At 44.7% G+C, this 22375-nt stretch carries 24 protein-coding genes; 13 read left to right on the top strand and 11 right to left on the bottom strand.

What is annotated here, in order from left to right; genetic code table 11:
* Positions 1-200: 200 nt before the first annotated feature.
* Together V7Q33_RS07505 and V7Q33_RS07500 are read left to right on the top strand one after the other, a co-directional pair.
* Positions 201-548 (top strand): hypothetical protein, encoded by a 348-nt coding sequence (locus V7Q33_RS07505; RefSeq protein WP_333819437.1) that lies wholly within the window; start codon positions 201-203, stop codon positions 546-548.
* Between the two features lie 111 nt (positions 549-659).
* Positions 660-1202, top strand: a complete 543-nt coding sequence (locus tag V7Q33_RS07500) for an NUDIX hydrolase (protein ID WP_333819436.1) — start codon at positions 660-662, stop codon at positions 1200-1202.
* A 10-nt stretch (positions 1203-1212) separates the two neighbouring features.
* Here V7Q33_RS07500 and V7Q33_RS07495 read toward each other — a convergent pair whose 3' ends face one another.
* The 3 genes from V7Q33_RS07495 to V7Q33_RS07485 form a co-directional block, all read right to left on the bottom strand.
* Entirely contained in the window at positions 1213-2037 is an 825-nt protein-coding gene (locus V7Q33_RS07495; protein WP_333819435.1) for a hypothetical protein, read from the bottom strand.
* Positions 2038-2044: 7 nt separating this feature from the next.
* A complete protein-coding gene (locus V7Q33_RS07490; protein ID WP_331977231.1) occupies positions 2045-2206 on the bottom strand; it encodes a hypothetical protein in 162 nt (53 codons plus the stop codon).
* A gap of 132 nt (positions 2207-2338) precedes the next feature.
* Positions 2339-3247 (bottom strand): serine hydrolase, encoded by a 909-nt coding sequence (locus V7Q33_RS07485; protein WP_333819434.1) that lies wholly within the window; start codon positions 3245-3247, stop codon positions 2339-2341.
* Positions 3248-3314: 67 nt separating this feature from the next.
* On the opposite strand from V7Q33_RS07485, the gene V7Q33_RS07480 reads away from it, so the two are divergent.
* From V7Q33_RS07480 to V7Q33_RS07470, 3 genes are all read left to right on the top strand, one after another.
* Positions 3315-4265 (top strand): L-threonylcarbamoyladenylate synthase, encoded by a 951-nt coding sequence (locus V7Q33_RS07480; RefSeq protein ID WP_331977235.1) that lies wholly within the window; start codon positions 3315-3317, stop codon positions 4263-4265.
* A gap of 282 nt (positions 4266-4547) precedes the next feature.
* Positions 4548-5648 carry a 6-phosphofructokinase gene (locus tag V7Q33_RS07475; RefSeq protein WP_331977237.1) on the top strand — a complete coding sequence of 367 codons (1101 nt, stop codon included), beginning with the start codon at positions 4548-4550 and terminating at the stop codon, positions 5646-5648.
* 149 nt (positions 5649-5797) lie between these two features.
* Complete coding sequence (locus V7Q33_RS07470; protein WP_333819433.1) at positions 5798-6982, top strand: phosphoglycerate kinase; 1185 nt, start codon at positions 5798-5800, stop codon at positions 6980-6982.
* 75 nt (positions 6983-7057) lie between these two features.
* Here the strand turns inward: V7Q33_RS07470 and V7Q33_RS07465 are convergent, their stop codons facing one another.
* Entirely contained in the window at positions 7058-8710 is a 1653-nt protein-coding gene (locus V7Q33_RS07465; protein ID WP_333819432.1) for a DUF2341 domain-containing protein, read from the bottom strand.
* Positions 8711-9359: 649 nt separating this feature from the next.
* On the opposite strand from V7Q33_RS07465, the gene V7Q33_RS07460 reads away from it, so the two are divergent.
* Complete coding sequence (locus V7Q33_RS07460; RefSeq protein ID WP_333819431.1) at positions 9360-9830, top strand: metallophosphoesterase; 471 nt, start codon at positions 9360-9362, stop codon at positions 9828-9830.
* Positions 9831-10217: 387 nt separating this feature from the next.
* Here the strand turns inward: V7Q33_RS07460 and V7Q33_RS07455 are convergent, their stop codons facing one another.
* The 4 genes from V7Q33_RS07455 to V7Q33_RS07440 form a co-directional block, all read right to left on the bottom strand.
* On the bottom strand, positions 10218-10631 hold the full coding sequence (locus tag V7Q33_RS07455) for a VOC family protein (protein WP_331977245.1): 414 nt from the start codon (positions 10629-10631) through the stop codon (positions 10218-10220).
* 43 nt (positions 10632-10674) lie between these two features.
* A complete protein-coding gene (locus tag V7Q33_RS07450; RefSeq protein ID WP_333819430.1) occupies positions 10675-11133 on the bottom strand; it encodes an AraC family transcriptional regulator in 459 nt (152 codons plus the stop codon).
* A gap of 192 nt (positions 11134-11325) precedes the next feature.
* Positions 11326-11481 (bottom strand): hypothetical protein, encoded by a 156-nt coding sequence (locus V7Q33_RS07445; RefSeq protein WP_331977249.1) that lies wholly within the window; start codon positions 11479-11481, stop codon positions 11326-11328.
* Between the two features lie 355 nt (positions 11482-11836).
* Positions 11837-12058 carry a hypothetical protein gene (locus V7Q33_RS07440; protein ID WP_331977253.1) on the bottom strand — a complete coding sequence of 74 codons (222 nt, stop codon included), beginning with the start codon at positions 12056-12058 and terminating at the stop codon, positions 11837-11839.
* 233 nt (positions 12059-12291) lie between these two features.
* On the opposite strand from V7Q33_RS07440, the gene V7Q33_RS07435 reads away from it, so the two are divergent.
* The 4 genes from V7Q33_RS07435 to V7Q33_RS07420 all read left to right on the top strand — a co-directional run bounded on the left by V7Q33_RS07435 (position 12292) and on the right by V7Q33_RS07420 (position 17105).
* Positions 12292-12444, top strand: coding sequence for a lmo0937 family membrane protein (locus V7Q33_RS07435; RefSeq protein WP_331958915.1), 153 nt, complete (start codon positions 12292-12294; stop codon positions 12442-12444).
* A 172-nt stretch (positions 12445-12616) separates the two neighbouring features.
* Positions 12617-12880 (top strand): RNA recognition motif domain-containing protein, encoded by a 264-nt coding sequence (locus V7Q33_RS07430; RefSeq protein ID WP_331977255.1) that lies wholly within the window; start codon positions 12617-12619, stop codon positions 12878-12880.
* A 127-nt stretch (positions 12881-13007) separates the two neighbouring features.
* Positions 13008-14471 carry an SLC13 family permease gene (locus V7Q33_RS07425; protein WP_331977257.1) on the top strand — a complete coding sequence of 488 codons (1464 nt, stop codon included), beginning with the start codon at positions 13008-13010 and terminating at the stop codon, positions 14469-14471.
* 171 nt (positions 14472-14642) lie between these two features.
* Positions 14643-17105 carry a sensor histidine kinase gene (locus V7Q33_RS07420; protein ID WP_333819428.1) on the top strand — a complete coding sequence of 821 codons (2463 nt, stop codon included), beginning with the start codon at positions 14643-14645 and terminating at the stop codon, positions 17103-17105.
* Between the two features lie 22 nt (positions 17106-17127).
* Here the strand turns inward: V7Q33_RS07420 and V7Q33_RS07415 are convergent, their stop codons facing one another.
* From V7Q33_RS07415 to V7Q33_RS07405, 3 genes are all read right to left on the bottom strand, one after another.
* Positions 17128-18477, bottom strand: coding sequence for a sigma-54-dependent transcriptional regulator (locus tag V7Q33_RS07415; protein ID WP_333819426.1), 1350 nt, complete (start codon positions 18475-18477; stop codon positions 17128-17130).
* A gap of 81 nt (positions 18478-18558) precedes the next feature.
* Positions 18559-18864: a hypothetical protein gene (locus V7Q33_RS07410; RefSeq protein WP_331977262.1), complete on the bottom strand. Its 306-nt coding sequence runs from the start codon at positions 18862-18864 to the stop codon at positions 18559-18561.
* A 491-nt stretch (positions 18865-19355) separates the two neighbouring features.
* Entirely contained in the window at positions 19356-19715 is a 360-nt protein-coding gene (locus V7Q33_RS07405) for a DUF6249 domain-containing protein (protein WP_331977264.1), read from the bottom strand.
* A gap of 121 nt (positions 19716-19836) precedes the next feature.
* Here V7Q33_RS07405 and V7Q33_RS07400 point away from each other — a divergent pair, with 121 nt between their 5' ends.
* The 3 genes from V7Q33_RS07400 to V7Q33_RS07390 are packed head-to-tail and all read left to right on the top strand — an operon-like array spanning position 19837 to position 22336.
* Entirely contained in the window at positions 19837-20421 is a 585-nt protein-coding gene (locus V7Q33_RS07400; RefSeq protein ID WP_333819425.1) for an RNA polymerase sigma factor, read from the top strand.
* A 4-nt stretch (positions 20422-20425) separates the two neighbouring features.
* Positions 20426-20950, top strand: coding sequence for an anti-sigma factor family protein (locus V7Q33_RS07395; protein WP_333819424.1), 525 nt, complete (start codon positions 20426-20428; stop codon positions 20948-20950).
* 51 nt (positions 20951-21001) lie between these two features.
* Complete coding sequence (locus V7Q33_RS07390; protein ID WP_333819483.1) at positions 21002-22336, top strand: sugar porter family MFS transporter; 1335 nt, start codon at positions 21002-21004, stop codon at positions 22334-22336.
* Positions 22337-22375: the final 39 nt, after the last annotated feature.

Here is a 22375-nt window from a genome sequence, read left to right as displayed (position 1 = left end):
AATGCCGGGGTATTGTCACCCATATCATTTTTCTGAAATAACCTCCAACCCATTACGTTTGCAATATGCTTACATTGCTCCTAAGCAACTCATGATCAACTACATGCCTGCACGATGAACGCATGTGACTTGTGGTCTAGGCAGGCTTTTTGTAACGTTGCATTCACATTTTGTAATTTTCATTTAACTCACAACTGATTATGAAGACCATCATACGATCTCTGGCGGCTGTTTCTTTTATCCTGTTCATGCTGAGCTTTCAACTGATCAAAACGCAGATATCGATCACCATTCGCAATGAGCTGGGCAACACCGAGCAAGGTGTAACTGTGCAGTTATTCGAAACAGAAGATGATTACAAGGCCGAAACAAACCCAGTAGCCGAAGGTAAAACCGATGCCAAAGGCGTTGTAAAATTCAAAGACCTGAAATCGATTTCGTACTATGTGATTGCCCGTAAGGATGATAAAGACAATACAGGTGGTGGCGAACAAACCGGGAAACTGGAAGCAAACCGCATCAACAAGGTTACAATCGTAATTCAGTAGACTTTATACTGACGCTATCAGCAGTTTGCAACGATGTAAAAACAATACGGCAGGGAACGAAGGCTCTTGCTTCCTGCCTGGTATGGATAAACCATTATACAAGCTCACCAAATGAATTTTACGCGCGCAGCACTCATGGATGCGCTCCATATATATACTTCTTCATTTGAAAAAGAGAAGTCTTTTATCTCCCGTTTTCTGGAATTATTGCAGCACGACCGTGCATTTCATCGCGATCATTTACCCGGACATATTACAGGTTCTGCCTGGATCATTGATGCTGCCCGGCAATCGGTGCTGCTTACACATCACGCCAAGCTGAACAAATGGCTGCAACCTGGTGGCCATGCCGATGGTGATGAAAATGTTTTTGCAGTTGCTTTGCGCGAAGCAGAAGAAGAAACCGGCGTGAAGCAATTTAAATTACTATCACCTGGTATATTTGATCTGGATATACACATCATTCCTGCCCGCAACGACTTTCCTGAGCATTGGCATTACGATGTTCGTTTCCTGCTCGAAGCAAACCCCGCAGAAGCGTTGGTGATCACTGAAGAATCGCACGACTTGCAATGGATACCATTAAACCAGTTGAGTAGCTATACCTCGCAGGAATCGATGCTGCGAATGCAGCAAAAGGCGTTGATATACTGATGATATACCACTAGTAAATTTGCACGTGAACATGATCATCGTGCCGAACAGCCTGGCAACCATGATAACGCACTTTGGGAGAGGTTAGTTGAAGCCGCATTTTAAGATGTGGCTCTATAAAGATTTTTTGAACACTGCTTTGTTTCGATAGTATGTTCACCAGGAAAGCCGTGCGCTGTGCATCAAATATAAACTGTGACTTCTTACCCTGCGGCACGATTTGCTCTAGTATTCCATACTGCCAGTAACCTTTATTACGGCACCGAAGCGGGTAATTCTCTTCACCGGCACGCGGCCTCTCACACACACCATAACCGATCCACGAAGGAGCATCAGATTGTGGCTTACCGGCAACGTTCATATAAAAGAAAGCGATATCCAGTTTGCGACCATCGTTATGACTTAAATGCGGCATCAATGGAAAGCCGTTGTAAAAAGGCAAACAGCCATCCAGGTAATTAACTACCGCCCCAGGATACTGCTTTCTGAAGGTCTCGGCTGACTGTAGTACCGCCTCGCGCAGCATAGGGCGCACGTAATGTCGATTTAGGATACACGTAACTATATTCAACGGTCGCACCTCACCATACATGGGTAATGGCACACGTCCGAATTTTTGAGCAAGAGGCGGAACAACCAAAATAGAAACGATACTATACAGCACAATATATACTCCGGCAAAAGCGAAGTATCGCGCCCCGGTCGATTGAACTCTTGTTTTTACAAACACCTGTATACCAATCACCAAAAGAAATACTATGCCACCTACTTGCGTAAGTATGGTGAGTATGGCAAAACCAATAATGGTAACAAGAATTTTTATTGGCAGTCGCAAAGATCCTTTATTTGCCGGCAATGAGCAGCAAACCAAAAGAAACCACCACAATCCAGTATTTATAGCCTGCTATAGCCGGAATCGCGATGAGGTGAAATTGCATCAGCAGCGTAAGCACTACGAGAATAATAGCGGTGATCTTGAGGATATTGCGGGTTTTGTTGCTCATGGATTTTTAAGTTCGAGGTTAAAAGTTTAAGGTTGATGATTCAATTTTGGGCAAAGATAATGATTCGAGGATACGTTTTAATGTGCGTGATATATATACTGGTAAATGGTATATTCAGCAGCTGCAGAATGATCAGTACCACTCTTCTATACCTTTGGCAGGCTTCCAATGAGAATCTGGTTCGAAATAATGCCAGAGTAAAGACGACACCTTGCGGATCAGCACCCAGCCTTCGTTGTTCATTGTCCAACTTTCGTCTTTCTGGTTTTTGGTTGCTACACAGAAGACATAATCACCATGTGGTGCGTTGACCAATACCACTTCCGATCGCGCCTGATTTACTGCGCCTTGCTTGGATGCTGTTTGTATATAGGGCGGTATTTGGGAAAGCGCCTCGGTATCCCAATAAATACGGATCATATTCCGGTATATACGTTCACTGGCCCGCGGGCTGATCACGTTTCCTTCGCGAATGCGCGCCACCAGCCCGGCCATTTCACGGGGTGTAGTTTGCCCCCAGCCATATTTCGTACGATTACCCTCACGCCCGGGTGTACGTGAGTTGACACGCGTATGTTGAAATCCATTTTCCTGTAACCAGGCGTTGATTGCTATACCGGTTCCCGCGAGTGACTGGCACCACAAGCTTGCAGTATTATCGCTCATGGTAATCATCAGCATGAGAACAGCCTTGAGCGAAATCTTCTCTCCGTTCCGGAAAGATCCCAACAAATCTTCACCCGGATATAGCAATGAATCCTTATACGTCAACAGGGTGTCATACGATAGCTCACCTTTCTCGATCTTGTTGAAGATACCGATGATGATTGGCACTTTTATCATGGATGCTGTTGGAAATATACTGTCCGCCAGGATCGCGGCTGTCTTTCCGGTCTTCAGGTTGCGAACGTAGATGCCAGCATCTCCCCGAAAGTCTTTTACGAGTGCCTCCAGTTTGCGCTGAAGTACTTTATCTTCTTTTTGGGCAGTGGCTGTGATGCAGACGAGCACCGGTAACAGCACAAACAGACATCGCTTCATAAAATATTATACTATACAACTTACTCTGTTTACACTACGGTAGCAAATAAATTTTAGCTTTGCGGCCATGGCTGAAATCGGAACGGACATTCAATATGCCAAGACTTTGCTGGAGCAAGGTGAAGTAGTAGCGATCCCTACAGAAACAGTGTATGGACTGGCTGGCAATGCTCTGAATGTTTCTTCTGTTACCAAAATCTTCGAAGTTAAAAACAGGCCTCACTTCGATCCGCTTATCGTACACGTGTCCGATATCGAAACAGCGCAGACCTACGTAACCAATATACCGGAGCCTGCACGCCGATTGGCTGAACAATTCTGGCCGGGGCCACTCACACTGTTGCTACCCAGGAAGAGAATTATACCCGATCTGGTAACATCCGGAATGAATACCGTGGGCATTCGATGCCCCAATCATCCGCTTACACGCCAGTTGCTACACGAGCTTCCATTTCCGCTGGCTGCCCCCAGCGCCAACCCGTTTGGGTATGTAAGCCCAACAACACCGCAGCATGTAAATGAACAACTCGGAAACAAGATCGCCTATATATTAGATGGCGGCCCATGCAGCGTAGGCATTGAGTCAACTATTGTAGGATTTGATGATGACGTCACTGTAATTTATCGCATGGGAGGATTAAGCCTGGAGCAAATTGAAGCTGTGGCAGGCACTGTCCTGGTACAGGCGCATTCATCCTCCAATCCAAAGGCTCCCGGGCAATTGAAGAGTCACTATGCTCCGGCGAAGAAAGTGATTATCGGTGCCATCGAAGATTTACTACAGCAATACCCGGCTCATACATCCGGGCTATTAACCTTCCAGGCAGACTTCAATTCGCCTTTTCAATTTATACTCTCCCCTTCCGGCAACCTCGAAGAAGCCGCACAAAATCTGTTCACCGCTTTGCGGGCATTCGACAAAATGCCAATTGACTATATATTGGTAGAATTACTCCCCGAAGCAGGATTGGGCCGCGCTATCAACGATCGCCTGCGGAGAGCTGCGGCAATAGAATAGCCGCTGGCTGACAGCCGCCAGACGTTGATTCTGAGTTTATGATTTCTGCTAACAGCTATACTTCTATAGCAGTTTGCCTTTGAGTTATGAACAAAATACATTTATTTCCTACAGAAATCACAGAATTACACAGATAACCTGTAACGATTAACGTGTACTAATAACGCCCAACAACACCGCAGCCCTCACAACCCGCAACTCAAAGCTCACTACCATCTCAATCATTTGCCCGACTCCCTGTTTTTTAGTTGCTTTATAGTAATACATGAAGTTAAAATCATAATGGAGAAACCTAAAAAAGTACTTATTCTCACCGGTGGCGGTGATTGTCCGGGATTGAATGCGGTAATTCGAGGTGTGGCGAAACGCGCACGCAAAGAGAAAAACTGGGAAGTATATGGAAGCATTGAAGCTTTCAATGGTGTGTTGAACGATCCGCAGGAAATCGTGAAGATCACGAGTAAATTTACAGCCGGTATACATGTGCGCGGGGGCACGGTGCTGAAGACTACAAACAAAGCAAACCCGATCAACTTTCCAATAACACAACCGGATGGCAGTACCAAATTTATAGATCGCTCTGATGAGCTCGTGCGCAAACTAAAAGCGTTGAAGTTCGATGCCGTAATCAATATCGGAGGCGATGGATCACAACGTATATCAAAAGTATTATTCGATAAAGGTATACCGGTCATTGGTGTTCCCAAGACTATCGATAATGATCTTTCTGCTACCGATGTTACATTCGGATTTCAAACGGCCGTACAAATTGGTACCGATAGTTTTGATAAACTGGTAACCACCGCAGAAAGTCATCACCGCACAATGATTATGGAAGTGATGGGACGTGATGCCGGATGGATTGCATTGCATACAGCTATAGCCGGCGGAGCCGAGATATGTCTCATTCCAGAAATACCGTATGATGTACACAAACTTGTGAAACGCATTAACCTCCGCTATAAAAAAGGCAGAGGCTTTGTAAATATAGTGGTGGCAGAAGGTGCCCGCCCGAAGGAAGGAACCATTACATCTACCGCAGGCGAAAAAGGATCGGAGCACGTGCGCCTCGGAGGCGTGGCGTACCAGTTATCGAAGCAATTGAAAGATGCAGGCTGCAAGGCCGAGATTCGCGAAACCGTGCTGGGACATGTGCAACGCGGTGGTACTCCCGTAGCCTACGATCGCATACTGGCATCGTTGTTTGGCGTAAAGGCTTTTGAACTGGCGCTCGCAAAAGACTTCGGCAAAATGGTAGCATTCAAGAACAATGAAATCACTGCCGTATCGCTCGAAGAGGCTACGCAAGACTATCATGGTGTAAGCAAAGATTCTTACATGGTGCAGGCTGCAAAAGGTTTGGGCATCAGCTTTGGAGATTGAAATACAAAAATGGATTTCAGCAATCGTTTGTTTTGAAAAATATCTCAAATACCAAATAGAATCCGGCTTTTTTGGTCTACAGGACTACCGCAAAAACTCAAAAATCTTAGCTTTGCTGTCCGTAAATTTTACAACAAACTACACCGACCATGAAGACTATCAACGACATCAATTTTAACGGCAAGCGTGCGCTCATCCGCGTTGATTTCAATGTACCGCTCGACAAGAGCTTTAATGTTACTGACGACAACCGTATCAGCGCCACCATTCCTACACTGAACAAAATTCTGAAAGATGAAGGAAGCTGTATCCTGATGTCACACCTGGGACGCCCAAAGGATGGTCCTGAAGATAAATACTCACTCCGGCATACCATCAAGAAGACTGAAGAATTACTGGGCCGTCCGGTAAAATTTGCTGGCGATTGCATCGGCGAAGAAGCATTCAAACAATCAGCTGCACTGAAACCCGGTGAGGTATTGCTGCTGGAAAATCTCCGCTTCTACAAGGAAGAAGAGAAAGGCGATGTAGCTTTCGCTGAGAAACTTTCAAAGCATGGCGATATATATGTGAACGATGCTTTTGGAACAGCGCACCGTGCCCACGCTTCCACTACCATTGTGGCGCAGTTCTTCAAAGATAAGTGTGCCGGTTATGTAATGGCTGCCGAGCTTGACAACGCACAGAAGGTAATCAACCAAGCGGCAAAGCCTTTCACAGCAATTATGGGCGGTGCCAAGATTTCTGACAAGATATTGATCATTGAAAACCTGCTCGATAAAGTTGACAACCTCATCATCGGTGGTGGTATGGCCTATACTTTCTTCAAGGCATTGGGGGGTAACATTGGTAACTCACTGGTAGAAGCCGATAAACTTGATCTTGCAAAAGAACTTATTCAGAAAGCAAAGACCAAAGGCGTTGAACTTCTCCTGCCTATTGATTCTGTTATAGCGGATAAATTTGCCGCTGATGCGAACACCGATATAGCGAATAACAATTCAATTAAAGATGGCTGGATGGGGCTTGATATCGGCCCACAGGCAATTCAGGTATTTTCAAAAGCTATTGAAGGCTCCAAGACCATTCTATGGAATGGCCCGATGGGGGTATTTGAAATGGAGAAGTTCGCTGCCGGTACAAAAGCTGTTGCTGAAGCGGTGGTGAAGGCTACCAAGAACGGTGGTTTCTCACTGATCGGTGGTGGTGATTCTGCTGCTGCCGTAAATCAATTCGGATTCAATGACGATGTAAGCTATGTATCTACCGGTGGTGGTGCATTGCTTGAATATTTCGAAGGCAAGGTATTGCCAGGCGTAAAAGCACTCGAATAATATCTTTATCAACTGGAAAAAAGAAGAGCCTGTGTCGCGTATACAGGCTCTTTTCAATTATAGCGTTCGCTGCGCCTAGGGTATATATATTTTTCGGGAGATCGTTTTATTCTCGGTGTTCGCCACATGAACAACATATATACCAGGCGATAAACCGGCCGTAGAATATATGGCTGTCCCCGATTCAAGGGTACCCGGAAGTCTTATATTTTTTCCGGTGCTGCTAAAGATCATAACTGAATTTATATCTGAAACATCATCTATAATCAATTGCTTTTTCTCAGGATTAGTATAGATATTCACTGATCCTGATTTATTTATATAGGCTACCGTTACATGGGAAGTCGTCTCCTGCCCGTCATAGTCCGTCTGTCTTAATCTGTAATAGGTACGGCTATAGGGATTCTGATCGACTATAGAATAGGTATGTTCTTTCTCTGTTGTGCCCGCTCCGCCCACCGTTTTGAATGCGTGCCATGCGCTGCCATCCTCCGAACGCTCTATGGTAAAGTAATCATTGTTGGTCTCCGTAGAAGTAGCCCAGTCCAGATTCACAACTGCACCATCCGGTGTTGCCTTGAAATATAGCAGTCGCACCGGAAGAATGCTGCACAATGTACTGGCAACCGATTCTGACGATACGGTATAAAATGAAGAGGGTGTATTTTGATTATTGTATGATGTAGTAATCCACCCGGCAGAACGTGCAGTGGTCGATATTCTGAACTCGTCAAACTTTGCATCGATATAGTGATCGGCTGTTGTATACTGCGACCGTCCCAGGTAGTTTGCAGTAGAAGACTCCATGTTTGAAGGTTTAAGCGTAACACCGGTTGTACTGCCCAGTAACGATCCGTTGCGATACACCGCCATTGTTCCGGTAGAATTATCGATCGTAACGGCCCAATGTATCCAGCTTCCGGTATTGGTTGTATTGGCCACAATTACTCCCTGTTCAGCGGCGCTTCCTCCGGTTGTTATCCTGGCACGTGTTTCTGCCGGGCTGCCTGTACCCGAAGATGGGGTCAAAAAGAAATTGATATTGGTGCCCTGGCCAAAGTCTAAGATACGTTCCCAGTTCGAATCACTGCGGTCAAGCAGCACCCAGCCTTCAAAAGTAAAGTTAGTTACACTCGCCAAAAAGCCGTTCGGCACGCGAAGGTACTGTCCTGCTCCCGAACTTAACACGTTCGTGCTGTTGTTGAGATCACGCCCTGCGGCAATTTTTGCAGATGCAAAATTCGATGTCGAGTTATCGGTAAGCGTATTACCATTCGCTGTAAAGTCAGACAATGAGTTATTAAAATGCCACACGCTTTTGTAGGCAGAATTCCAGGTAGTCATAACGGATGGATCGGTTGATGCGCTGCTTTTGCCATAGTACATGTGGATAATGGTATTGACGCTTACACTTAAAGTAGGGATTCGCACCCAGGCTACCAATGTTCCCGATGACGCAGTATAGGATTCAATCTGATGATCGAGTTTTGTAAGACAGTCGCTCGTATAAAAAACAATATCATAGCCGTTAGCGTCTGTAACATGCCCTCCATTGGCGGTAGTGCGGAGATCGTTATCTACCAGAGAGATCAGCACAGGAAAATTGGTGTGATTGGAAGTACCACTAACCTGCGACACCTGAATCGTTATTGTTTTGCCATAGCTGTAGCCTACAGGCTGTGCCTGTATCACGCCATTGGCGGCAACCAACAGCAAAAAAAAGTACATGTGTCTCATTGAAAGGGCTCTAACAATTTAAAAGTACAAACATTTAAATTTTACTTGGTTAAACATTCGCAAATAAATCGCCAAAAACGCCTTTCAAGGGGTTTTATAGTAGAAAATGCTCAATATGAGCCAAAAACGCACTTATGTCTGATATACCCTTGTGTTTACATGTAGGTATTACCCCAGTAAAGTCTCATATCCAGAAAATCGACTCCTGCTATGGGATAAGGCGCACGAAATGCAAATCGATATATACCTATATATGCTGTAACAAAACATTCAATTTTATACCACTATAGGATTTTCATAGGAAGCAGTTTATAAGCTTGCTTTGCTGGGTGTTCAAACCGATCGGGAGAATTCATTCCCCGGTCTATTTGGCAAATGTCACTGTCACCATCGAAAGCAATTATTTTGATGATGTAGGATTAAAGGAGGTGCTATTCTAAAAACAAGCTTAACTATATTTACCTGGCTCACTGCACGAACATTGGAATTCTGCGAAGGAATATGTTTGAAATAAATAGTCAGCACAGGTAATACGGTTATACTCTATTTTCATGGCCGGAATGAAAACACATATCACCAGACGAAAATTTATAATTCGTGGATGCCAGGTGCTTGCCGGTGTAGCTCTACTCGATGCTTTTTGGTTAGAGAATTATTTTTCGAAGCGAATGAATTTACCCTCGGGAACGGCAACGCTAGGATTAAAGTTATTCAGATCTCCGATTTGCACCTCCATTCAATAGGAAGTATTCACAGGAAGATTGCCAGTCGTGTAAATCAAGCAAAGCCTCACCTTATTCTTTTCACAGGAGATTCAGTTGATAAAGCCGAGTATACCGGTCTTCTTCGCGACTTTCTTCAATTGCTCGATCCTGCCGTGCAGAAAGTTGCCATACTAGGAAATTGGGAGTACTGGGGAAAGATCGACATCCGGAAGCTACGTCTTGTTTATTCAGACTTTAACTGCGATCTCCTGATCAATCAATCAAAACTATATACTATTCAGGATAAAAAAATATCTGTTACCGGTATAGATGATTTCATCGGCGGTAATGCCGATTATATAACAGCGAGAAATTCTACCATACCAGCGATTACCATATCATACTAACACACTGCCCGCAACACCGTGATATATTAGTAAATCAACAAGCAGATGAGCGTATCGATCTTATACTTTCAGGACATACACATGGCGGCCAGCTAAATATAGCAGGCTTCGCTCCTTTCAAGCCACCGGGCAGCGGAAAATACCTGCATGGATGGTCTAACGATGCGAAACCTCCTCTATATGTGTCAAAGGGTATTGGCACCAGTATACTCCCCATTCGATTCGGCGCAAGATCTGAAATCAGCATATTCAACATTCATATCTAAAGACAGTCATTAAGAATAATCCGTTTTTCGAAAGCAAGTGCAAATACCTGACTTCATTGCATGGCAGAATCATGTGCAGTCGGGTACCCCTGCCCGACTGCAAGATCACACTCATAAATACCTACGCCTCCTTCTGCCCCAGCGAGAACCAGTTGCCTGAGTCATCTTTGAAGAGTGCTTCTATACCGTAGAATTCTTTCCTGGGTGGCTTGGAAAACTCCACACCTTTTGCTTTCAGTTCTTCGTAGGTTGCATATATATCGCGGCATTCAAAAACACCAAAGCCGAATGTACCTTTCTGCACCAGACTCCGCATCTGCTCGGCTGCTTCTTTGGAGAACATCATACCCTCTTTCACGGGCATTAAGGTTATTTCCAGTTCTGGCTGATCGGGAGGAGTAACGGTAAGCCAGCGTGCATCGGGACCCATGGGAGCATCGGTGGCTACTTTAAATCCAAGTTTGTTTACATAGAAATCATAAGCACTGTTTTGGTCCAGTACGTAGACGCATACGTGCGACATTCTGCTGATCATATTTGTTTGTTTTTGGTAGAACTATGTCCAAAGGTCGTATCTCTTACGCAGGATCATTTCTTGAAAATTGCTTTTTTGCCCAGCCGTTTTTTCCGGCAAAGCATCCCGGTACAAATCCAAGGGGTTCTTTTGCAACACGATCCTGCAGCGCACGTTGCCGGCTGCTATACGCGGAAGGGGCTATACCCGCGATGCGTTTGAATAATCCGCTAAAGGAGCTGATGCTCTCAAAGCCAACCTGGTAACATACATCCGATACAGATATACCGGATCGCAACAACTGCATTGCTTTTTCTATGCGAACCGTAGTAACATATTGATAGGGTGTTTTGCCGTATATTTTTCTGAACAGACGAATGAAGTGAAATTTAGAGAAGTGAGCCTCATTGGTAATATTATCAAGGTCGATTGCCTCGGCATAATGCGAATCAATAAAGAGTTTGGCGTTCACTACGCGTCTGTATAAATAAACCTGTAGATATTCCTCGTCTTTCATGTACATTTCTCTGCCCCGTTAAAAATACAAAAGCCCTGACGATAGTCAAGGCTTGCGAAACCGGTGTACGTACCAGAAGATTTTAAAGCGTCTTGCCAAACCATCAGATGGTGAGCATCAGCAAACCATAAGTAAGTAGTGCAGAGACTACTATTTTCATTACTGTTACAATTGCTTTCATATAGTGGTTGTTTTCTGTTAAAGTGAATCCAGAAATTTAATCAGGTCTACCAGTGCCTGTCTGCTTTTTATGATCCGCTCGTGCGCGGAAACATCTATAACATCACGCGATTGCACGAATGCTTTTTCAGCTTGCTTCTTTTTTGTCACACTTCTCTTCTTCAGGAATAGCATAGGCTTGCAGAGGTTTATGTAATAATTATTTTCCGGGCTCGTTAACCTTTTATGCCGGAATTGTATCTAAGCACGTGGCATAAGAATTTAACTTTAAAGTCTCTTATTAAAGTATCTGCAATGAGAAAACAATTCAATCGAAGGTGCATTTGGATAGGATCAGTCTTTACAATCATTATTTCACTGCTTCTATACTTTACGGATGATAACCCGGCACGCAATCAGGCACAGGCAACAGCTCACAAATTATACCAGAAAAGCTTATATATACCTCCCAAGAAATAATGCCCTTCTAAACAGAGCATTACCATACCTAATAATCTGATTTATAGGTATACATGCCCCCACCATTACATTACGCCATCGCTTTTGTTACCATAATTTTCGGAGCTGCATCCGCTACTACGCGTTTATGCATAGTCCGCAAGTGTGAAGTATTTCTAACAGTTTGATGACTTTTTACCCGTTTTGGTGTAGTGTCTTCCATCGGAAAGAACAAGCGAGCGAGCAGATACGTAGCCGTCATAAAGAATACATAGGCTAGTATAAAGGTTATGATAATTGTTAAAACATTCATAGACAGTAAATTTTAAAGTCCGTAAATGAAAATAGAATGCCAGATATCAGAGGGCGTTCCGTAATAAATTTTGAAGGCCGCTGTTGAATTAATCCCCACATTTGCGGATTGCATTCCCCAATTCAGAACAAACTGCTTACCCGTTCTGTAGCAACCAACTTTTTAATGTTATCAGCCTTTCCGGTTTAGCAGTGGCATTTGTTTTTATCCTGTAGTTTTCAAACATCTATAGTATGGGAGATTTACTGTATATCATCGCTGTAATCCTGATCATTGGATGGCTGCTGGGAGCATTTGTATTCAGTGCAGGAAGCATCATTCACTTGCTACTGGTAATTGCCATTATAGCTATACTGCTTCGGCTTATTCGAGGCAGAAGTGTTTAGCGGTTATTCTGGATTCATTTCTATGGGCAAGGCCTCACCAGCACGTGAGGCCTTTTTTTACGCGGTTACGTCAACCGGTTTTTACTCCCTTAAGCAAGAATAATTCGTTATATTTGTTAAGAGTATATGAAGGCTCATTCATACATTATTTATTTACTTAACATTTTGTATCATGAACATTTTTGTTGCAAAATTAAACTTCAAGACTCGTAAAGAAGACCTGGAAGCTGCGTTTGCAAAATTTGGTCAGGTTACATCTGTCAAAATCGTTCGCGATAAAGAGACGGGCCGCTCCAAAGGCTATGGCTTTATCGAAATGACAAATGATAACGAGGCCAACCATGCAATTGCTGCGTTGAATGAGAAAGAACTAGATGGGAAAGTAATTGTTGTGAAGCCGGCTAATCCCAAACCTGCCGCTTCGGGTAATTACTGATTACAGTATTGAACCTTTTCGGGTTGTAAGTCCTCTGAAAAATTCAGAGGACTTTTTTTATAGTGAATATATACTCGCGGAAGATTAATATTTTTATACTATATATTTTATTAACCCGGCATCTCGCGTGAACAACCAGCTTTTCTCTGCCCGTGTAATCGGCTTCTTCCTGGGCCCATTGCTATTTCTCCTGGCACTGCTTTGTATACCTGTTGATTTTATTTCAGCCGGTGCCTATAAAGTATTGGCCGTAGGCGCATGGATGATTACGTGGTGGATAACAGAGGCCGTGGCTATACCTATAGCAGCATTGTTACCCCTGGTAGTATTTCCCCTCCTCGGTGTTATGAAACCAGCCGAAGCTGCATCACCCTATGCCAACCCTATCATATTTCTGTTCATGGGTGGCTTTATGATTGCACTTGGCCTGGAAAAGCACCGGCTTCACGAACGCATTGCATTAAACCTTATTCGCATTACCGGCACCTCCGGCAACGGAATTATACTCGGCTTTATGCTGGCCACCGCTTTCATCAGTATGTGGATCAGTAATACGGCTACCGCCATGATGATGCTTCCTATAGCGCTGTCGGTTATTAACCTTGTAAAAAGAGATAAAGAACAGCAGCCACATGCATTACCCAAAGCGGAACGGAACTTTGCGCTGGGGTTAATGCTCGCGGTAGGATACGCCTCCACGCTCGGTGGGCTGGCCACGGTTATTGGCACACCACCCAACGTAGTGTTTAAAGGCTTACTGGAAGACTTCTATCACCAGAAGATCGATTTCGGCCAGTGGATGTTGGTGGGAGTACCTGTAGCTGCCATACTCCTGCTCATGACATACTGGATGGTGACGCGTATACTCTTTCCGAACCGGATCGATAAAATTGAAGGCTCCGATGCATTGATCACCGAAAAACTGAAAGAGCTCGGCAGCGTCAGGCAGGAAGAAAAGTATGTGATGATCATTTTCTCAATCACATCTTTCCTTTGGATATTCCAGGAAGCCATCAACACCTACATGATTGGCAAAAGTGTTTTGACCGATACCAACGTTGCTATGTTTGGTGGCATGCTCATGTTTCTCGTTCCTGTAAACCTGAAGGAAAAGAAGTTCCTCCTCGAATGGAAAGACAGTCAGCAGATACAATGGGGCATCCTGATCCTGTTTGGTGGTGGCCTGTGCCTCGCAGAAGGCCTCGAACAGGCGGGCATCATTCAAGTGGTGGGCAACTATATAGCAGCACAAAGTACATTCAACGGCTGGCTTATATTCATGCTCATTACAGTCACCGTAGTGCTATCGGAGTTTATGAGCAATGTTGCGCTGGTACAGATTTTTGTTCCGGTAATCTTTGGCATCGCCAACGGTTTGAAAGTAAATCCGATATTATTGGGCCTTCCCGTTACACTGGCCGCCAGCATCGGGTTTATGTTCCCGGTAGCAACGCCTCCCAACGCCATTGTCTTTTCCAGCGGCTATATCCGCATGAAAGATATGGTGCGGGCCGGATTTCTGCTGGATGCAGCCTCTATCCTGATCATCCACATCGCCGCCATAACACTCATGATGTGGATATTCGGATAACCTGTTAAAGACCAGAAAAACAGCTTGACTGAAAAGAATATAGGTATACCCATACTCGTTCTTTCAATCATTATCTTTAAAGTGTAATAGAAACATGCAGGCCATACGTCTGGTTTGCAGAACGTGCAGAACAGGATGCAATATTATCAGGATAACCAGGACCCGACCTCAATGAAGCAAAAGGTGCTTGCAGGATTTCTGCTGGCATTCGTTGCCATTATACTGGCGTTAGGCATTACACACTTTTCGTTTCGGGAAATGCTCAACACGGTGGATGAGCTCTCCGAGCCGAACGAAAAGCTCTCTTTGCTGAACAGTGTATTTGAAGAAATCACTACACTGGATCAGCTTCAGCGTGCAGAAGCCATCGAAAATCCGCGCAAGCCCTATAAAACATTTTTGAATCAGTCGAAGACCGTTTCCAATATGATCGACTCGCTGATGTTGTTGCCGTGGGACACGGCCCAACTTGCACGACTCGCTTCGATGAAAGATATACTGCATCAGCGTAACAAACTTTTCTTCTCCTACCTCAAACTTAAATCACGTTACGCAGAAAAGAAGCAATTCACCAGTCGGCTGGATACGCTTTCTACGATCATTGAACAAAGTCAGATCGATACCAGTGTAGTAACCACGCAGAAAAAAACCATCACTACTTTTACCGATTCCATCGTGCAACAAAAAGAGAAAGAACGATCGGGACTCGGCAAGTTATTCGGCAAAAAGAAAACTACTCCCATTCCGGAAACACATATCAAAGTTCAGGAAGAACTCAGCGTAAAGGTTGACACACTCGCCTTTGCCAGGCAAAATAAGGCGCTGGAAGAAGTGGAGCGCATTATGCAGGAGCTTGAGGCTAACCAGGCAACACAAAACAAGAGACTGCAACATCGTGAGCTGGAGTTGATCCATGCAAACAGTCTTTTCATTAATCGTCTCCTCAACACACTGCATGAAGTGGAGAATGAAGAGTTACAAAAAATGCGCAGCAACAACAATCGCGCGGGGCTGCTCTTCAACCAAAGTATATCGCGCATCAGCATACTGGTAATCGCCTTCTTTCTCATTGCCGCCATACTGGTATATTTTATCTGGATGGACATCAGCAAGAGTAATTATTACAAGGAACAACTTGAGCAGGCGCGCGATGAAGCTGAAGAACTCAGCAAGATCAAAGAGCGTTTCCTGGCAAACATGAGCCACGAGATACGCACACCGTTACAGTCTATCATCGGTTTTGCAGAACAGCTTCGCACCCATGCCGGTAATTCACACGAAGCTGCCGAAGCAATACACAGTTCGTCTGAACACTTACTGCACATTGTAAATGAAGTATTGGACTATAGCCGTATCTCTTCAGGCAACTTTTCTATTGCCAAAGAACCATTTACTATACTACGCCTGGTGCAGGAAGTAGAAAATGCCATGCGGGTGCAGGCCGACAAAAAGAATCTCACCTTCCTGTTGGATCTGGAGCAGGCCGCAGAATATACGGTGATGGGCGATCCATTCAGACTGCGGCAGATACTTTATAACCTGTTAGGCAACGCCATCAAATTTACTTACAAAGGATTTGTAAGGCTTACCGTGAAAACCATTGAACATGACAATGCCGTTACCTGCACATTTGAAGTTACCGATTCAGGTGTTGGTATACGTAAAGAAGATCTGAAGCGTATCTTCAATCAATTTGAACAGGCCGGCTCATCCATCATGCAGCAGCAAAGCGGTGGCTCTGGTCTGGGGCTCACCATTGTGCGCTCGCTGGTAGAAGCCCAGCACGGAAACCTGGAAGTATATAGCGAACCGGATAAAGGCTCTACATTTACGGTGAAGCTTACTTTCGAGCGCGCTGCCGATATTCAACCTGCTGCTCCCCGCTCAACCGAGCCGATATCAGAAGAGCCATTCACCGGTAAAGTTATACTGGTGGATGATGACTCGATGATTCTGCGCCTCGGTGCGCTTATTCTCGACAAGCATGGCATTGCCAGCCATATATACCAGGAAGCAGAGAAACTACTCGGGCAGGCACCGGATCCTCATGTAACGCATATACTGATTGATATCCGGATGCCGAACATCAACGGCATTGATCTTTGCAAGGCACTCCGGAAAAAGTATAATCGCTCCACCACGTTCATTGCGCTTACGGCTCACGTGTTTCAGCAAGATCAGCAGAAGTTACTGGATGAAGGATTCGATAAGGTATTATCCAAGCCCTTTCATGAATACGAGCTGCTCGCCATGCTGGGTATATCGGCTGCAGCCTCCACGGCTTCGCTGGCAGAAGAATCGGTACTCGACTTCTCTGCTGTACGAAAGATGACCCTGGATGATGAAGAGCTTTTTCAATCGGTGCTCAGCCAGTTTGTAGAAGAAACCGCATCAGACCTGCAATTGCTTGAAGAATATCTGCAACATCCACATGCCACCCTGCTGCGCGAGGTAGTGCATAAACTTGCAGGACGTATCGGGCAGATGGGAGCTGAAAACCTGAGCAAAAAACTACGTGATATAGAACACGCCCTCATCAATGGAGAACCCGTTGACAACCTCACTGAACGAATACTGCGTCTAAAGGATGAAGTCGAAAAATTACTGAGAACAGCCCGCGTAGCGGTTGAATAGAAATTATAAATACTATCTTATTCTACTCTATTCCGTACTTCTCCATTTTGAGGTATAGCGTCTTGCGGTCGATATTTAGTATACGCGCTGCTTTGGACTTGTTATAGCGCGCTTCTTTCAACGTGCGCACAATCATTTCACGCTCCTGAACTTCCTGCAATGCCTTCAGATCATAGATCGGAACTTTCGGCTGACCTTTGCTTTGCATTTCCTTAACAGCGGCAAGCATTTCCGCAGGTATAGCATCTACTTGTACCCGGTCGCCTGTTGTGAGTAATACGGCACGTTTCACTACATTCTTCAGCTCGCGCAAGTTACCGGGCCAGTCGTATGAAGTAAATATAGACATTACCTCATCATCGAAACCGGTAACATTTTTACCGAGTTCTTTATTGGCACCGGTACGGAAGAAAACAAGAAATTCTTCCAGGTCGCTGCCCCGTTCGCGCAACGATGGCACACGCATCTTAAATTCATTCAGTCGGTGATACAGATCTTCGCGAAACTGCCCCTTGCGCACACTCTCTGCCAGATCATCATTCGTTGCCGTGATGATGCGCACATTTACTTTGATCTCTTTATTACTTCCTACCGGTGATACGATACGTTCCTGTATGGCGCGCAGTAATTTTACCTGTACCTCGTATGAAAGATTACCTACTTCATCGAGGAAGAGTGTGCCGCCATTGGCCATCTCGAACTGACCGGTTTTATCTTGCACAGCACCCGTAAAAGCTCCCTTTACATGCCCGAACAGTTCACTTGCTGCCAGGTCTTTTGAAAGTGCCCCGCAATCTACTGCCACAAAGTTCTGGCCTGCACGCTTGCTTTGCTGGTGAATGGAGCGCGCAACATTCTCCTTACCGGTGCCACTCTCACCTTCAATGATAACCGACATATCGGTAGGTGCCACAAGCCTGATATACTCATGCAACTGCTGTGAGGGTACACTATTACCGACTACAAATGAATTGTTCGCAACAGGTGCTGTAGAAACTTCGACATGACGCTTTTCTTTCTTCAGCGCCTGCGACACGATCATCAACAGCTCATCCGGGTTTACGGGCTTGGTGATGTATTCAAATGCACCAGCCTTGATTGCTTTTACTGCAGTGCGTATATCTGAAAAGCTGGTCATCATAATGACCGGGGTATCCGGCGATGCGCTTTTGATATCAACCAGTATATCCATACCCGTTGCATCGGGCAACCGGTAGTCTAGCAGCACCAGGTCGAAGGTGCCGGAAGTAAAGGTCTTCAGTCCATCCTTGCCCTTATGACTGAGCTCAACCGTAAATTTATGCTTCTTCAGGAATCCTTCCAGTATCCTGGAAAAAGTCAAATCGTCTTCAATTACTAAAATGCTGGCCATAGAAGGCGAAAAATAAAAAAGAAAGCCGGAATAATTTCCGGCCTTCTTCTAAATTAACAATAGGGATTGTTTGGAGGGCAATTAGTCTACCTTCTTACCGTCTTTGTCAAACTTCACTGTTTTGGTTTCAGCGCCATTTTTCAGTTCAACTTCGTAAGTGTTCTTTGCCTTGTTATGGTAAGCTGCATTGATCAACCATCCGCGATAGTCTTCGCCTTCCAATGCTTTTTTAATGGTTTGAGGAAGTTCTTCAGCCTTAATCTTTGTTTTCTCATCCTGCATCTGAGTAGATTGAGTTGCTGCCGGAGCGGGATCGCTTGACACTTGAGCATTAGCAAAACCAACACCTGCTACCAAAGCGAAAAGGACGAACATTACTTTTTTCATGGTTTTAAAAAATTAAAAGTTAAACATTGATTTCTGCATCCTGTAAGTTATAAAGCTGTGCCAGCCACGGCAGAGTGTTTAATAATTTACTGCTCACCAATAACTTACAAATTATATACGTCCGCTGCGAAGCACAGAACATGTTGAATAGTTCTACAACCTGTTGGAAAACGGGAACGATTGGAATAGCCTGCCGGCCAACACTTCGTTATCAGTTACAAGTTAACCGATAACAGCTGTAACAATTAACCGGCAACGAATAACGTATTAACTCAATATCATCCGCATCAAAGTATATATTTACTCAGTTCACAAAAAAGAAAGGACGGCTGCAGCCGTCCTAAGGTGCTTTTGCAGTAACACTGCTCAAAGCTTCACCTCTAAGAAGATAGGATTTACAGGTTAATTGTTATTCGGAAAGACCGTTACAGGGTAACCGTTAATATACTATTCCTGATAACGGTTAACCTGTAACCGATAACAGCTATCAGCTAAAGATTATTTCTTTCTTTCGCATTTTTATTCTCTTCAATCACATAGGCAATGCCGAGTCCTATACCGCCGAAGATGAATAACATCGAGAAGTAGGCTACTTCTTCTTCCATGTTAAAGTTGCGTTCCAGAATATGGCCCATAAGCAGGCCGAGACCGGCACCGATGAGTAATAATGCCGCACGCAATGGGAATGAAGTGTTACGCGGTTTACGGATGTTGAGAAACTCGGGACTGACACCTTTTTCGATCATCGCCATTCGTTCGATGTTCTCATACCTGCGCAGGTAAACAATCATAATGAATGCGCCTACAATCGATATGATCGGTATCATAATAGCAAAGAATTCAATATTCATAATCTTTATGTTTAGTATTTGGCCGTTTTGACGCAGGGACTTATCGTCACGTTACAATCCAATTATCATTTTTGTCTGAAAGATTTTTATTTCAGAAATTCATAAAGCACTTGTAACCGGAATGGCGAACACCGCGTCAAACGGCAAGATGATGATTGATCCGGATCTTCCCCTTATCGACAGTATTCTGGCGGGCGAGCAACAGGCGTATGCTGAGTTGATTGACCGGCATAAGCGTTATGCTTATACCATTGCCCTGAAGATACTGCAGCATAAACCGGAAGCCGAAGAAGCAGCACAGGATGCATTCATTAAAGCATTTCATAGCCTGAAGAATTTTAACCGGCAGGCAAAATTCTCAACCTGGCTTTACCGCATTGTATTCAACACTTCCATCAGCTATAAGCGAAAGAACAACCGCGTTTTTCAAAGCATCGAAAATACAGTAGTAGAATATAATCAGGAGGGCGAAGGGTTGCTGGAAAAAATGGATAAACGTAAATACCTTTCTCTGGCGTTAGAGAAGCTAAACGAAGCTGACCGCACGGCACTCTCGTTATTTTACCTGGACGAATTTTCGCTTGACGAGATTGCCGTTATTACCAATATACCTGCCAACACATTAAAGGTACGGATACACCGTGCACGCCTGCGGTTGGCCGATGAACTAAAAGTATTATTGAGCCACGAAGCATTAACTTTGTAGTGCCATGAAAAAAATATCAACAGAACTGGAAGAAAAATTACTGGATTACCTGGATGGCAATCTGAGTGATGCCGAAGTGCGCAAGCTGGAAGAAGCACTTCAGCAAAGTGATATACTCCAGGCACGGTTTGAAGAATTACGTAAGCTCGATCAAACACTTGTTGCCTTTTCAATAGAACAACCTTCCCGGAATTTTACAGATCGTGTGATGCTGCACTTACACCAGCGCCCCGCCTCATCATCATGGTCTATACGAAATGCTATATTTCTGCTGGCGGGCATCCTGGTAGCCGTGGGTGCCGCGGCATGGCTGGCATCAGCCGGTATATTTGATAGTACCACGACTATAAATCTACAGCAGTCAGATCTTCCCCAAACATTCATCCCGGAGGGTACGCCTTCCTTTACCGTGGATGGTAAGCGGATTGTAAACATCATTATCATGCTCAATATAGTATTGGCCTGGATCGTATTGGATCGCACCATACTTCGCCCCTACTTCCACCGGAGGATGGAATCAGGCACTTAATATTTTTCTATGACAAGGATCTTGCTATCTTACGTAACTAACATACGCAAGATGCCTCCATCCAATACCGCTTTCCGCAATTCTATAGTAGCCGCCCTGGGCGGTTTTCTTTTTGGCTTCGATACAGCCGTAATATCCGGTGTAGAAAAATCCATTCAGGCCCTCTGGCAGCTCACTACCGTACAGCATGGATTTACCGTAGCCTCTGCTTTGATCGGCACCGTAATAGGTTCGCTCGCAGCCGGTGCCCCTGCCGAAAAGTACGGACGCAAGAAAGTATTGCAGGCCATTGGTATACTATATCTCATTACTTCTCTTGTTACTGCGCTTACTCCTTCATGGCCGCTGTTTATTGTGTTTCGCTTTCTGGGTGGCATAGGGGTTGGTGCATCTTCCGTGGTAGGACCGATGTATATATCAGAGATATCACCCGCACACAAGCGTGGTCAGTTAGTAGCGTTGTTTCAGTTCAATGTTGTGAGTGGAATTTTGCTTGCATTCATTTCCAATTACCTGCTGTTTGGTATAGGTGAAAATGCATGGCGATGGATGCTGGGCGTGCAGGCTATCCCTTCCCTGCTGTTCTTCATTTTTGTATTTTTTGTTCCGGAGAGTCCACGCTGGTTGGTAAAACACAATCACGATGATGAAGCCAGGAAAGTATTGGGCGAGATTGGAGAACCCAATGTATCTGCAGCCTATAATACAATCCGCGAATCGTTACAAGCCGATTTACACTACAAAAAAGAAAGTCTCTTCAACGGACAGTTCAACAAGCCTATACTATATGCTGTGGTGCTGGCCATGTTCAACCAGCTTTCCGGTATAAATGCGATCATGTATTACGCTCCGCGGATATTTGAAATGACGGGGCTTGCCAAAGACACCGCATTGCTGCAAGCGGTTTCTATCGGTGTAACGAACATGGTTTTTACGCTGCTGGCTATATCGGTGATTGATCGTTTCGGCAGAAAAACGTTGTTGATTATCGGATCAGTTGGGATGGTTGTATTCCTTGGATTAGTAGCCCATGCATTCTATACCCATCAGTTCGGCGGCTATGCTGTTATGCTATACCTCGTGGGTTTTATAGCATTCTTTGCCTTCTCACAGGGTGCCGTGATCTGGGTATTCATCTCCGAAATATTCCCAAACAAAGTACGATCACAAGGGCAAACCCTCGGCAGTTCCACGCATTGGGTTATGGCAGCTATTATTTCGTGGACATTTCCGATTCTGGTAGAATCGTCTGAGAACGGTGGCTACTATTCGTTTCTGCTCTTCACGTTGATGATGTTCCTGCACGGCCTCTTCGCCTGGAAAGTATTACCCGAAACAAAAGGTAAATCGCTGGAAGGTATACAGCGGGATCTGGGAATACATTGAAATAGCTGTCAGCTTTGAGCTACGAGTTGCGAGAGCAAA

Origin of the sequence: Ohtaekwangia sp. (assembly GCF_036786105.1) — a bacterium.
Classification (GTDB): Bacteria; Bacteroidota; Bacteroidia; order Cytophagales; family Cyclobacteriaceae; genus Ohtaekwangia.
This window is presented reverse-complemented; position numbering and strand designations above follow the sequence as displayed.